Raw genomic sequence first — 12,868 nt, forward strand, 5'->3', positions numbered from 1 at the left:
CAAGCGGCGAGAGCCAGAGCCCGAGGATACCGAAATGTGGAGAACTTCATCACCATGGTCTACCTGATCGCGGCCCCGATTCAGGTCGTGGTGGCTTCATGAATTCCACATCAAACGTCGAAGAACCATCAGGATGTAGTTCACCACGCTGGCGGACTGGGCGTACACCTCGGCCTTGTCGATGATGGCTACCAGCTTCCAGCCCTGGTAGCCCGTATGCACGGTGACCAGTTTGTCCACCCCGTCCATGGCCGCCTCGAAGGTGCCGCGCTGCATCTTCATGATCTGGGCAAGGCCGGGGGAGCCGGTGTCATCGGTTTTCTTGAAGCTGAACTTTTCGTGCTTCGGGTCGGACAGGATTACCGAGGTGTCCTCGATCAGCATGACGTAGCCGGTCTTGCCGATACGCAGGCTGGAGGTGACCTTGGTCAGCGTGGACAGGTTGATGTCCACGCCCATGACACCGACGATCTCGCCAGCGCCGGTGCGCACCTTGCTCATGACGCTGGCCACCGGGTACCCGGTGGTGGACATGTAGGCCTTGCTGATCAGCGTGTTGCCGGAAGAGGCCAGGGCCTCCTTGTACCACGGGCGCTTGCGGGGGTCGTATCCGGCGGGCATGCCCGTGTCGTCGATGTGGCTGAGAAAGCCGCCATCCTGGTAGCCGATGAAAATCTCGTCGTACCAGTTGTTGGCTTTGCCCAGCAGGCCGAACAACTGGGCGATGGCCTGTTCCGGCGGGGTGAGGCTGCCGTGGTTCAGTTTGAATTCCTGCTTGGTGTCGGCGTAGGAGGCCACATGCCCTTTGCCCTCCACCACGCGGGGCAGCGAGGCAAGGTACGCGACGTTGCGCTGGGCGGATTCGAAAAACGTGGCGATGAAGTCGTTCACCCGTTCCAGTTGCGCGCCGGAAGAGTCTTCGAAATCCTTCAGCGAGGCCCGGCGGATTTCGATGGACACCACGGCGGAAACGCTGCCGATGGCGACGACGATGGATAACAGAAACGCGATGATCAGTTTGGTGCGAATGGTCAGAGACATGGAGCCCCCTTGGCGACTGGATGTTTACGGTTGGCCCGCCGTTAACCCTTCCGTCGCGTGACGCGAGATTGCGAGGAGCGTGTGCCCGCTTGCGGCATCCAAATGGCTCCCCAGCCGCACCCGAACGCCGCGCGGCCTTCATGCCCATATTCATTGACATTGGCAATAGCTATGCTGCCGTGTATATTATAAATTTTGTAGATGGAACTGTAACGGCTAAGAGTTACACTTGTGTGTCCTGAGGGAGGCCATCCGGTTGCCGTTTTGCCGTGCGCCAATGCACGGAATGGTTGCGCGCGGCACGACGAAACTATATTGTCCGCCGCCAGAATGCGGAATTCCGCCATCAAGCCGGAGGAAAGAATGATCATCGGCACGCTGGACACCTGGATGCGCTATGACCTTGGCCCGGCATGGCGGGCGGCCTTCGCCTTTCTGGCCAACCTGACGCCCGACGCCGCCACTGGCCGCCACCCCGTGCCCTGCGCGGATGCGCCGGAAGGTAGCGTGTACGTTGAAGTGGGGCGTTACGATACCAGGCCGGAAGGCAGCGGGCGGCTGGAAGCCCACCGCAGGCATATTGACATCCAGTACGTTCTTTCGGGTATGGAATGGTTGGACTGGACGCCGCTGCCCGGTCTGGCTGCCCTGGGTCCGTACGCCGATGACAGGGACGTGCGTTTCTTTTCCGTGACGGGGCACCCCTGCACCCGCGTGCTGCTGCAACCCGGCACCTTCGCGGCGCTGTTCCCGGAGGATGCGCACATGCCGGGCATTGCCGTACAGGGCGGTCCGACTGCCATGGTCAAGGCGGTGGCCAAGGTGCGCGTGGATGCACTGGCTGTGGCGGGCATTCCGCCGCGCGGGCAGGGCGGGTAGCAAGGGCGTACGCGCCGGACCCGTACGCGCCGGACCCGCGGCGGGTTGGCCCCCGGCGGGTTGGATCAGGGTCGGGTTGGATCAAGGTCGGGTTTGACCAGGGACGGGTGGAACCAACGAGACGCCTGGACGGTGGAGCCGACAGGGAATCGTGACATATCGACGGCTGATGGAGTCGGGCCGGATGCGCGCGGGCACTGCCCGCGCCGAGGGGGGGCGGACCTAGCACTGACAGGGAGCGGATCGGGACAATCAGGAGGTCTCATGGACATTTTCGATCAGGCCCAGGAACTTGAGCGGCTGGAACGCGAAGCCGCCTTGTCCCGCGCGCGGAACGCCTCCGCGCACGGGCGCGAGGGGCCCGAATGGATCGATGGCGTTGCCTGCTGCCGCGAGTGCGGCGAACCCATCCCCCCCGCACGGCTGGCCGCCGTGCCGGGCGTGGGATTGTGCAAGGCCTGTCAGGAAGAGATGGAAGCGGGCAGCTAGCCCCATACCCGATCACCCCCGAACGGCCCGCGATGCTGATGATCGCGGGCCGTGTCGCGTCGTATGGCGCAACATTCCGTCCGGCCCGATACGGCCATGGTCCATGTGGCCGTGCAGGAACAACTGGACGGCAGCACTGCGGAATGGCCGGAAATGGTGTCGGAAGACATTTGCCGGGCCGGGCGCTGGCGCGGAAACGGGCGTGCTCCGGAACGGCTAAAGGGGCTCCCCGTGGGGAGCCCCTTTGTCGTGTGCTGTGTCCGGCCCGGCGGGACGGGGGGAGCTAGTCGGCAATGCCCAGCAATTCCAGAACCAGGAAGCTGATGGACGCCATGGTGGCGGCGGCGGGAATGGTGAGTATCCATGCAACCACCAGGTTGCCCGCAATGCCCCAGCGCACGGCGGACAGGCGCTTGGTGGCCCCCACGCCGAACACGCAGGCGGTGATGGTGTGGGTGGTGGAGATGGGCGCGCCCATCAGCGAAGCCCCGGTGATGACCACGGCGGCGGATGTTTCCGCCGCGAAGCCGTGCACCGGCTCCAGCTTGAATATCTTGTGCCCCATGGTCTTCACGATCTTCCACCCGCCAAGGGCGGTGCCCATGGCCATGGCCAGTGCGCACGACAGCTTGACCCACAGCGGAACGTGGATGGTGTCGATCTGGTGGAACAGGAACAGGGCCAGGGTGATGACGCCCATGGTTTTCTGCGCGTCGTTGAGGCCATGGCTGGTGGCCATGAATGCAGAGGAAACGATCTGCAACTTTTCGAACGACCGTGTCACCGTGCGCCGGTTGGTGCGCCAGAACAGCAGCATCAGCAACATCATGCATGCGTAGCTGACGGCAAAGCCCGCCATGGGCGAGAGCACCAGCGGCAGCAGGATCTTCTTGACGATGGACATGGCGTTCAGCGTGCTGAACCCCGCGTGGGTGATGGCGGCCCCCATCAGCCCCCCGATGAGCGCGTGCGACGACGAGGAGGGCAGGCCGTAGTACCAGGTGATCAGGTTCCAGGCGATGGCCCCGATGAGCGCGGCCAGCACCAGGGTCTGGCTGCCCGCGACCATGTCTGTGTTCACGATGCCCTGGCCCAGGGTGTGCGCCACCTCTTCGCCCAGCATGGCGCCGAAAAGGTTCAGCACGGCGGCCATGACCACGGCGGTGCGCGGGGAAAGCACCTTGGTGGAAACCACGGTGGCGATGGCGTTGGCGCAGTCGTGCGCCCCGTTGGTGAAGTCGAAGATCAGCGCGACGATGACGATGACGACGAGCAGCACCGGTATCTCAAGCATTCTTCAGCACCACTTCCTCAATGGCGTCGGCGAGATCGTCCAGGCGTTCCACGGCCAGTTCGATGCGGTCGTACACCTGGGTCCACTTCATGATGTCCACCACGGCGCGCATGTCGAGATTTTCGGTGTCGTGCAGTTCGGCAAGGCCGGTGCCCAGCAGCATTTCGCATTCGCCCTTGATGGCCTTCAACTGCTTGACCTGCGCGGCCACGTCGGTCTTGTCCTTCAGGCAACAGATCATCTCGCCGGTGACGGCGCACATCTCGCGCAGGTTGCGGACCATCTTGCGGGCGGGGAAGCGGATGTAGGTGAAACCGTACAGCCGCGCGCGGGTGGCAATGCCCTTGATGAGGTTGATGGAGTCTTCCTGCGCCAGGTTCAGGCGGTAGATGTCCTCGCGGTCGATGGGGGTGATGAAGGTGAGCGAAAGCTGGCGCGAGATTTCGCGGCACAGTTCGTCGGCCTCCACCTCGACCAGGTTCACGCGCTTGCACGCGTCGTCGACCTTGCCGAAGTCTTCGAGGATGCGGGTGAGCAAGTCGGCCGCTTCCACCAGCATGGCATTCTGGCGGTTTAGCAGTTCAAAGAAGCGGACGGTCTTGGGGAACAGGTTCAAGGCCATGCGTTGGCTCCGGTGTTGGCGTTGTGCACGCGGGCCTGGCAGGCCCTTGGGTTCGGCTGGCCCGCAGGGTCGGCCAGGTCCATCTGCGGCGATGTTCCGCCATGAGCGGCGGGAGGTTGCGGATGTGTTACCGTTCCGGCGCGTGCCGGAGGGCACTGCCCCGTGCGCAAAAAAGGCCGGTCGGGACCGCGGGGATTCTACGCTTCCCCCGGCGTCCGGGCAACCGGCATCGTCATGAATTCGACACGAAATAGCGCGGTTTTGTTACGGACTGGTGACGGATGGCAATGTTTTGATAAGTCCAATCGTGGCAGTATGTTGAGCGGTCGAACAGCAGTATTTCAGGCTGCGTCGCGTCGGTTTGTGACGACGCGTTCGTGACGGACCTCCCGCATGCCGCGCCGTGCTGCCGCGCAAAAAAAAACGGGGCGGGGAAATTCCCCGCCCCGTCATGACCTCAGGATGGGGGCGTCATGGGGTTGTGCTGGGTTCTTGCCGGGGGGTGCGGTCACCAGCCCCGTGCACCTTTTCCGGGAGCGGGCTGGCGGAAACGACCGCCGCAAGCAACCCCTAACGCTGCATGGCGCGGTATTCGTCCAGGGTGACCATGTGCAGGGCCTTGACCGGGCAGGCTTCCACGCAGGCGCCCTGGTCCTTGCCTTCCCTGGCGCGCCAGTCGGCGCACACGTCGCAGCGCACCGCCACTTCGCGGCGGTGCTGGGCGGGTTGGGCGACATCGGGGCCTTCTTCGGGCAGGCCGATGAAGGACAACTCGATGGCGCCGTACGGGCAGGCCATGACACACAGCTGGCAGGCGGCGCAGTATTGCTGGCGCATCACCACCACGCCGTCTTCCTGCACCAGCGCGTCGGTGGGGCACACGCGGGCACAGGGCGCATCGGCGCACTGGCGGCACTGCACGGGCATCTTGACGCTGTCGGTCTTGATGACGTGCACGCGGGGCTGGAAGAGATTGCGCTTCTTCACCGCCTCCTTGATGGTCATGTTGTTGTGCGAGGCGATGCAGGCAAGTTCGCACTTCTTGCAGGCCTTGCACTTGTCTGCTTCAGCGAAGACGACGTACCGCATGAGCGAATTGGTCATGGTGCTATCCTTCCGTGGTTTGCGCCGCTGCCGGAAGGTCGATGGCATCCGGGCCGGGCACTTCTATGCTTGCGATGTACAGTTCCCTGCCGCCAATCCAGTGCACGGCGTCGTCGCCGCACGAAGGGCAGGAGAATTTCCGTCTCCGGGTTTCCACGTCGCCGCAGGCCGGGCATACGCCGCGCATGGGCAGCAGTTGCACGTCCAGCGGCGCGCCCTCGGCGGGCGTCCCTTCGGCCAGCAGTTCGAAGCAGGCGGTCAGGGTGCGCGATTCGACGCACGCCAGAAGGCCCACGGCAAGGTTCACCCGGCTGATGCGGGGGGCGCCGTGTCGCGTCGCTTCGTCAGAGACGATGCGCAGGATGCCTTCGACGATGGACGATTCGTGCATGACCGCCTGTCTCCGTAGGTTATGCGGCTAGCGTTCCGTGCAGGATATGCACGGGTCGATGGAGTTGACGATGAGCGGCACGTCCGAAACCTTGCAGTCGTGCATTATCACGCCCAGCGCGTCCCAGTTCATGTACGAGGGCACGCGCCACTTCAGGCGGTTGGGCACGTCGGTGCCGTCGGTGCGCAGGAAGTAGATCAGTTCGCCGCGCGGGGCTTCGCTGCGGGCCACGGCCTCGCCCGCCGGAATTTCCGGCAGCCGGGCCACCAGGTCGCCGCCGGGCAGGTCGCGGGCGCACTGGCGCACCAGACTGATGGACTCCAGGGCTTCGCGCAGGCGCACCAGGGCGCGCGAATGCACGTCGCAACCGGATTCGGTTATCACGTCGAAGGCCAGGCGGGGGTAGGCGGCGTGGGGCACGTCCTTGCGAATGTCCACGGCAAGGCCGCTGCCGCGCGCCACGGGGCCGACAACCGCGTATTCCACCGCGTCTTCGGGCGACAGCACGCCCACGCCCACAGTGCGGCCACGAACCATGGGGTCGTTGCGGTAGATGTTGTAGATCTCTTCCACGTGCTTCTGCACGCGGTCGAGGTTGCGGGTCAGGAAGGTGAGCAGGTCGGTGTCCACGTCGTACTTCACGCCGCCGATGCAGTTGGCGGCGAGGTCCATGCGGTTGCCGTACACCGTCTCCTTGATGTCCTGCATGATCTCGCGCACTTCCATCACGTGCATGAACAGCGACTTGAAGCCGATGATGTGCGCCAGGATGGCCACGTTGAACAGGTGCGAGGCGATGCGCTTGATTTCTTCGGCCATGGAGCGCAGGTAGCGGGCCCGTTCGGGCACCACGATGCCCGCCAGGTTCTCCACGGCCATGCAGTAGGTGAAGGGGTGGCTGTTGGAACACAGCGAGCACACCCGCTCGGTAAGCACGATGTTCTGGAACAGGTTGCGCCGCAGGGCCAGCGCCTCCATTCCCCGGTGCACGTGCCCGGCGGTGATGTCCACGCGCTTCACGGTTTCGCCTTCCACGCTCACGCGGAAGTACATGGGTTCTTCCAGGGCCACATGCAGCGGGCCCACGGGCAGGGTGAAGCCGGCGCGCGGATCGGTGTTCACGTGGTCGTCCATATGGGGAGCATGCGCGGTGGTGCTCATGCCTGTGCCTCCTCGTCGGTGACGGTGGCGATGGCGCCGACGGGGGCGCCGGTGGCGACGGTGGTGCCCTCGGGCAGCTTCGCCGACATGATGCGCTCCCACAGGTCTTGCGTGGAGGCGCCGTTCATCATGGTGGAAAGGGGAATCATCTGGCCCATGACGCCCGCGTCCAGCCGCTCGTCCAGGAACAGCCGCCTGGGGTTGGGGTGGCCGGTCACCGCGATGTCGTACATCTCCATGAATTCGCGCTCGTTCCAGTCGGCGTTGCGGAACCACGGGGTGATGGAGGGCACTTCCGGCTTGCCGGTCACTTCGCCGTTTTCGTCGGCGTCATCTGCGGGCGGCATGGCCAGGGGCGCGGTGACCGTAAGGGTCAGGCCGTCCAGGTCGAAGTGGTAGGCGATGGCGCGTTGCGGGTTGGCCGGGTCGCGCTCCGGGTCGTAGGCTGTCATGGTGCACAGGCGCAGGCGGCAGCGGGACATGGCCGGGGCCAACTCCGCAAGGCGCGGGGCGTTGTCCAGCATGATCCAGCCGTAGATGTTGCCGTGGGCGTCCTCGGTCCAGGATATGTCTGCGCCTGCCGCGTCGGGCAGCCGCTGGTCCAGCAGTGCCTTAGCCTGCAGTTGCGCGGGGCGTGTCAGCATCGGTGCGTCCTCCGTCCTTCACCGTGTGGGGGGTGGCGGGGGTGGTTTCTTCGTTGGCGGCAGCGGCCTTGGCCGCCGGGCGGGATCCGTTGCCGTTGCCACTGCCTGCCGAAGCGGCATCATCAACGTCCGCAGGGGCGTTCAGGGCGGCGGCGCGGGTGGCGGCGGCCACCTGGCGGCACTTGGGACACATGCGCAACAACGCCGGGAAGTCCAGGTCGTGGGCGTGGTTGGCGTACACGCGGGTGGCCAGGTCCGGCGGCAGCATGCGGATGTGCGCCTCGCACCCGGTGCAGCGCAGGTACGGGACGAAGTGGTGCTCCGCCCAGTCGTACTTGCGTTCCTGCAGGTGCGCGTTGTGCCAGTCGTTGGTCATGGTGATGGCCCCGGTGGGGCAGTAGTGGCGGCACAGCCCGCACAGGGCGCAGGTATTGTGCCACACCGTGAAATCGTAGCCGCTGCGGTCCTCGCGCGGCTCGATGCGGATGGCCCCGCCAGCGCACACGTGGCGGCAGATGGCACAGCCCACGCACTTGGCCGGGTCCATGGTCACCTTGCCGCGAAAGCGGCGGGGGGTATGCGTCTCGGCAAAGGGGAAGGGGTCGGTGGACGGCCCCTGGGCCACGTTGCGGGCGAGTATCTTCAGGAATCCCAGCATGGCTTACTCCTGCAATCCGAGGCGGGCCATCCACACGTCGCGGGCCTTGATCACGCCTTCGATGATGGCCTGCGGGCGCGGCGGGCAGCCGGGCACGTTGACGTCCACGGGGATGTAGCGGTCGATGGGGCCCTCGATGGAGTAGCCGTCGCGGAACACGCCGCCGCTCACCGGACAGATGCCCACGGCCACGGTGACCTTGGGTTCGGGAATCTCGTCCCACACGCGCAGCACCTTGTCCTTCACGCGGGCCGTCAGCGGCCCGGTGATCAGCACGATGTCCGCGTGGCGGGGGCTGCCGCAGTACTTGCAGCCCAGGCGTTCCACGTCATAGCGGGGGATGCAGGCGGTGGTGGCCAGTTCCACGTCGCAGCCGTTGCACGAGCCCGCGTTGATCCGGTACAGCCACGGTGACCGCACGGAGAGTTTCTTCAGGAAGTTCATATCTTATCCTCTCCGTCTACATACCGCGCCATGCCAGCACCAGACTCGCCAGGGCCAGCACCGAGGGGTACTTGAGGTAGAAGGTGAAGGCCTGGTCCACGCGGAAGCGCCCGGTGGCGGACTTGACCAGCGTCAGTGAAACGGCCATCAGCACCGCGCACTTCAGCACGAACCACGGAATGTTGGCGACGATGCCGCCGGGAACCGTGCCCGGCAGGAACAGCGCCACGCCAAGGCCCAGCACCACCACGGTCTTGAGCGCCGAGGTGATGTGGAAGAAGGCCAGCGCCGGGCCGGAGTATTCCAGCAGGGGGCCTTCGATGATTTCCGTTTCGGCCTCGGGCACGTCGAAGGGCACGGTGCCCATGGTGCCGGGCAGGAACAGCAGGTAGGCCAGCAGGGCCGGAATCATCACCGGGTCGAAGGCCAGCTGGCCGGTGGCCAACTGGTAGTCCACGATATTGGCCAGCGAGAATTCGGCCCCGCCGCCGGTGGCCATGCCGACCTTCATGGCCACGGCCAGCATCACGGCCAGCAGCGGCATTTCGTAGGCGAACATCAGCGTCATCTCGCGCGAGAAGCCCATGGCCCCGAACGGCGAACTGGAGGCGGACCCGCCAACCATCAGCGCGATGGCGGGCAGCGGCAGCAGGTAGAAGATCACCAGCAGGTCGCCCATGGCGGGCAGGCCGCCGCTGACGCCCGGCACGGGCAGCAGCGCGGCGCACACCGCCATGCCGGTCAGGCCCAGCAGCGGAGCCAGCAGGAAGGCGGCCCGGTTTGCCGAGGCGGGCATGACCGTTTCCTTGGTGAACAGCTTGGCGATATCCAGGTATGGCTGGATCAGGGGCGGGCCAACGCGGCGTTGCAGGCGCGCCTCGATGCGCCGGTCAAGGCCTTTCAGGAACAGGCCGACCATCAGGGCGAACAACCCGCCCGGGAATACCAGCAGGCCGAGCAGGCCAAGGCCGGTCTGGGTGAGCAATTGGGTGAAGAGTTCGGTGGCGTGGGACATGGTCTACCTCCGCTTCTGGGCGGGCATGGCCGCCTGTGCCAGCTGTCGCAGCAGGGCCAGGGGTGCGCCGTAGATGTCCTGCGGGGCAAGGCGGGCCTCGTCGGCCTTCATGGCCACGCCGCAGGTGTGGATGTCAGTGGTGCGCACGGTGCCGATGAGCCGGTGCAGGAGGGTACGCCCGCCGAAGAAGGCCACCGCCAGCAGCACGGCCAGGGCAGTGGCGTTGAACGCCCCCGCGCCGGAAGCCACGCCCCACGGTGCGACAGCCAGCCCGGCGAAGCCCAGTTCGCGGCCCATCATGTCGATGGCCAGCAGGGGCAGGCCCGGGAACACGCCGGTGATGATGCACCCGGCGGCCAGGATGCCCATGGGCACCAGCATGATGCGCGGGGCTTCCTGCACGTGGGCCAGTTCCGGCGAGGGGCGGCCCAGGAACGCCGAGTGCAGGAACTTGGCGAAGTAGGCCAGGGTCAGCACGCTGCCCGCCAGCGAGAGCAGGGCCAGCGCCACTTCGCCCTCGGCCATCAGCGCGTGGTAGAGGATCCACTTGGAGGCAAAGCCGTTGGTGGGCGGCACGCCGACCACCGAAAGCGCCCCGATGGCGAACATGGTCAGGGTGACGGGCATGCGCTGCCCGATGCCGCCCAGTTCGTCCAGCGAGTGCTTGTGGGTGCACAGGATGAGCGACCCGGCCACGAGGAACAGCAGGTCCTTGAACAGCACGTGGTTGACCAGGTGCAGCATGCCGCCGGCCATGCCCAGCGGGGTGCCCAGCGCCACGCCCACCACCATGTAGCCCAACTGGCTGACGGTGGAGTAGATGAGCACCAGCTTGAGGTCCGACTGCATCACGGCCAGCAGGGCGGCCATGACGATGGTGATGCCGCCCACCCAGGCGATGGCGTACATCACCTGCGGCTGGCCCCACTGGGCGGCCAGGCCGGTGAAGAAGCCCGCGCCGCCCAGCACGAAGAACAGCTTGGCGAGGCCGAACAGGGCGCTCTTCAGCAGCACCGACGAGATGTAGCCGGAAACCGGCGTGGGCGCCGTTGCCGGGTGCATCTGCACGTCGATGCGGAAGGGCAGCTGCGCCGCCTTCATGGTGAAGCCGATGGCCATCAGGGCCACGGCCGTGGCGGCCAGGGCCACCGGCATGTTCGGCAGGGCGGAACGCACCGCGCCGAAGCTGGGGTCGCCCGCCATCGTGGACAGCATGACCACCCCCAGGAACAGGAAGGCCGCGCCCAGCACGTTGAAGAAGAAGTACTTGAAGCCCTCGCGCAGCGCGGCGGGGTTTTCCTCATGCACGATGACGAAGTACAGGCTCCACGAGCTCATGATTTCCCAGAAGGTGAAGAAGCCGAACAGGTCGTTGCTGGCGGCAACACCCATCAGCCCGCCCACCATGAACAGGAAGAACGTGTAGAAGCGCCACTGGGTGTGGCTGTGCTCCATGTAGCCCACGGCGTAGAACATGTTCAGGCAGCCGATGACCGGCACGACGAGCGCAAAGGCGAAGGACAGGGAATCCAGCCCGCGTCCGAACACCACCACGGCGATGGCTGCCACGGCCAGGACGATGGCGGTGGCCAGGCCCGCCGCCTTGCGGTCGCGCCGCAGCAGGAAGGGCACCACCGCGCCCAGCATGGGGATGAGTACGAAGGGGTGCCAGGTCACCGCCAGCATGGGCAGGGCCTGCGCATCCAGCTTGCCCGCACCCGCCAGCATGTCGGCCACGGGGGTGACCAGCGACAGGCCCAGCTGCGGCAGCACGCCCAGCACCAGGCACAACGCGGCCAGCACGCCGGTGGCCACGCGCATGGAGGCCGGGGCCTCCTGCACCATGGGGCCGGTGTAGGGCTGGAAGACCAGCGTGCGCACGATGCGCATGTAGTAGACGCACCCGGCAAGGCTGCCCAGCAGCAGCACGGCGGCCAGCGCCGGATGACCGGCGGCCACCAGCGATTGCAGCATCAGGTACTTGCCGACAAAGCCGTTGAACGGCGGCAGGCCCATGATGGAGATGAGGCCGACGACCATGCACCCGGCGGTGAACGGCATGACCCGGGCCATGCCCGCAAGGTCCGCCAGCTTCTTGCTGCCCGCGCGCAGGATGAGACCGCCCGCGCAGAGGAACAGCAGGTTCTTCATGATGGCGTGGTTCAGCACGTGCAGCAGCGAGCCGGTGGCGGCCAGCCAGGTGCCGAGGCCGATGACCATGAAGATTTCCCCCACCTGTCCCATGGTCGAATAGGCCAGCAGGCGCTTCAGGTCGTCCTGCCTCAGGGCCATCAGTTCGCCGTAAAGCATGGTGGCCGTGCCCAGCGCGGTGACCAGGAGGCCCATGGAGCTGAAGCCACCGGCGGATTCACCGGCTTTCAGCAGCACGGCGGAGCCGAACACCGCCAGCATCAGCCGCACGGTGCCGTACACGCCGGTCTTGGTCAGGATGCCCGACAGCGGGCCGGAAATGGACGAGGGGGCGGCGGGGTGCGCGTCGGGCAGCCAGCCGTGTCCGGGCACCAGACCCGCCTTTACCGCAAAGCCCACGAAGGCCAGCACCACCGCGCCCTTCACCACTGGGGCGGGCAGGGTGGCGGCAAGGCCTGCAAGGGCCGCGAAGTCCAGCGTGCCCGCCTGGGCGGACAGCAGCATGAAGCCGGGCAGCATGACGCAGGCCCCGGCAACGCACATCACGAAGTACTTCACGGCGGCGCGGAACGCCTTGTCCGTGGCCTCGTGGGCCACCAGGAAGTACGACGAGAAGGTCATCAGTTCCCAGAACACGTAGAAACCGCCGAAGTCGCGCGCAAGGGCCAGGCCCGAGAGAGAACCGCACATCAGCAGCAGGAAGAACCAGTAGCCACCGGCGCGGCGGTCGTGGTGGATGTAGCCGGTCGAGTACACCGCCACCACCAGGCCGATGCCCGCGATGATCACGCCGAACAGGCGGGACAGCGGGTCGATGGCGGTGTCGGTCCAGGTCAGCGCCACCGAGGCGGCCACCAGGGCCACGCCAGCCAGCGCGCGGGCGCGGCCGGAAACAAGGCCGATACACCATACGGCAAAGGCGCCCGCGTAGGGCACGAGGGCGGCGGGATGCCAGCGCGCGCCGAAGGCGGGCAG

The 12,868-nt window shown here is 66.1% G+C and carries 13 protein-coding genes; 2 read left to right on the plus strand and 11 right to left on the minus strand.

Features of this window, described 5'->3' with window-relative positions; all coding sequences use genetic code 11:
• Positions 1–96 precede the first annotated feature (96 nt).
• On the minus strand, positions 97–1,041 hold the full coding sequence (locus FVW20_RS14945; protein ID WP_231039141.1) for a cache domain-containing protein: 945 nt from the start codon (positions 1,039–1,041) through the stop codon (positions 97–99).
• A 363-nt stretch (positions 1,042–1,404) separates the two neighbouring features.
• Between FVW20_RS14945 and FVW20_RS14950 the strand changes: the two genes are divergently transcribed.
• The gene (locus tag FVW20_RS14950) at positions 1,405–1,920 is read left to right on the plus strand and encodes a NanQ anomerase/TabA/YiaL family protein (protein WP_196610227.1); all 516 of its coding nucleotides are present in this window, start codon (positions 1,405–1,407) and stop codon (positions 1,918–1,920) included.
• A gap of 264 nt (positions 1,921–2,184) precedes the next feature.
• Positions 2,185–2,409, plus strand: a complete 225-nt coding sequence (locus tag FVW20_RS14955; RefSeq protein ID WP_196610228.1) for a TraR/DksA family transcriptional regulator — start codon at positions 2,185–2,187, stop codon at positions 2,407–2,409.
• Between the two features lie 283 nt (positions 2,410–2,692).
• Here FVW20_RS14955 and FVW20_RS14960 read toward each other — a convergent pair whose 3' ends face one another.
• From FVW20_RS14960 to FVW20_RS15005, 10 genes are all read right to left on the minus strand, one after another.
• Positions 2,693–3,703 (minus strand): inorganic phosphate transporter, encoded by a 1,011-nt coding sequence (locus FVW20_RS14960; protein ID WP_196610229.1) that lies wholly within the window; start codon positions 3,701–3,703, stop codon positions 2,693–2,695.
• The gene (locus FVW20_RS14965) at positions 3,696–4,325 is read right to left on the minus strand and encodes a DUF47 domain-containing protein (protein ID WP_196610230.1); all 630 of its coding nucleotides are present in this window, start codon (positions 4,323–4,325) and stop codon (positions 3,696–3,698) included. Before FVW20_RS14965 ends, FVW20_RS14960 begins: the two co-directional genes overlap by 8 nt.
• 570 nt (positions 4,326–4,895) lie before the next feature.
• Entirely contained in the window at positions 4,896–5,429 is a 534-nt protein-coding gene (locus tag FVW20_RS14970) for a 4Fe-4S dicluster domain-containing protein (protein ID WP_196610231.1), read from the minus strand.
• 4 nt (positions 5,430–5,433) lie between these two features.
• Positions 5,434–5,820 carry a hydrogenase maturation nickel metallochaperone HypA/HybF gene (locus FVW20_RS14975; protein WP_196610232.1) on the minus strand — a complete coding sequence of 129 codons (387 nt, stop codon included), beginning with the start codon at positions 5,818–5,820 and terminating at the stop codon, positions 5,434–5,436.
• A 27-nt stretch (positions 5,821–5,847) separates the two neighbouring features.
• Positions 5,848–6,954 carry a hydrogenase large subunit gene (locus FVW20_RS14980; protein ID WP_196610237.1) on the minus strand — a complete coding sequence of 369 codons (1,107 nt, stop codon included), beginning with the start codon at positions 6,952–6,954 and terminating at the stop codon, positions 5,848–5,850.
• A gap of 23 nt (positions 6,955–6,977) precedes the next feature.
• Positions 6,978–7,625 carry an NADH-quinone oxidoreductase subunit C gene (locus FVW20_RS14985; RefSeq protein ID WP_196610233.1) on the minus strand — a complete coding sequence of 216 codons (648 nt, stop codon included), beginning with the start codon at positions 7,623–7,625 and terminating at the stop codon, positions 6,978–6,980.
• Positions 7,594–8,283 (minus strand): 4Fe-4S dicluster domain-containing protein, encoded by a 690-nt coding sequence (locus FVW20_RS14990; RefSeq protein WP_196610234.1) that lies wholly within the window; start codon positions 8,281–8,283, stop codon positions 7,594–7,596. The genes FVW20_RS14985 and FVW20_RS14990 overlap by 32 nt, the downstream gene beginning before the upstream one ends.
• 3 nt (positions 8,284–8,286) lie before the next feature.
• Positions 8,287–8,727: an NADH-quinone oxidoreductase subunit B family protein gene (locus tag FVW20_RS14995; protein ID WP_007527825.1), complete on the minus strand. Its 441-nt coding sequence runs from the start codon at positions 8,725–8,727 to the stop codon at positions 8,287–8,289.
• Positions 8,728–8,743: 16 nt separating this feature from the next.
• Positions 8,744–9,742 carry a respiratory chain complex I subunit 1 family protein gene (locus FVW20_RS15000; protein ID WP_196610235.1) on the minus strand — a complete coding sequence of 333 codons (999 nt, stop codon included), beginning with the start codon at positions 9,740–9,742 and terminating at the stop codon, positions 8,744–8,746.
• Between the two features lie 3 nt (positions 9,743–9,745).
• Positions 9,746–12,868 (minus strand): complex I subunit 5 family protein (locus FVW20_RS15005; protein ID WP_196610236.1); only part of this gene is annotated, 3,123 nt, incomplete at its 5' end.

It is taken from the genome of Nitratidesulfovibrio oxamicus (assembly GCF_015731765.1).
In the GTDB taxonomy this organism is placed as follows: domain Bacteria; phylum Desulfobacterota; class Desulfovibrionia; order Desulfovibrionales; family Desulfovibrionaceae; genus Cupidesulfovibrio; species Cupidesulfovibrio oxamicus.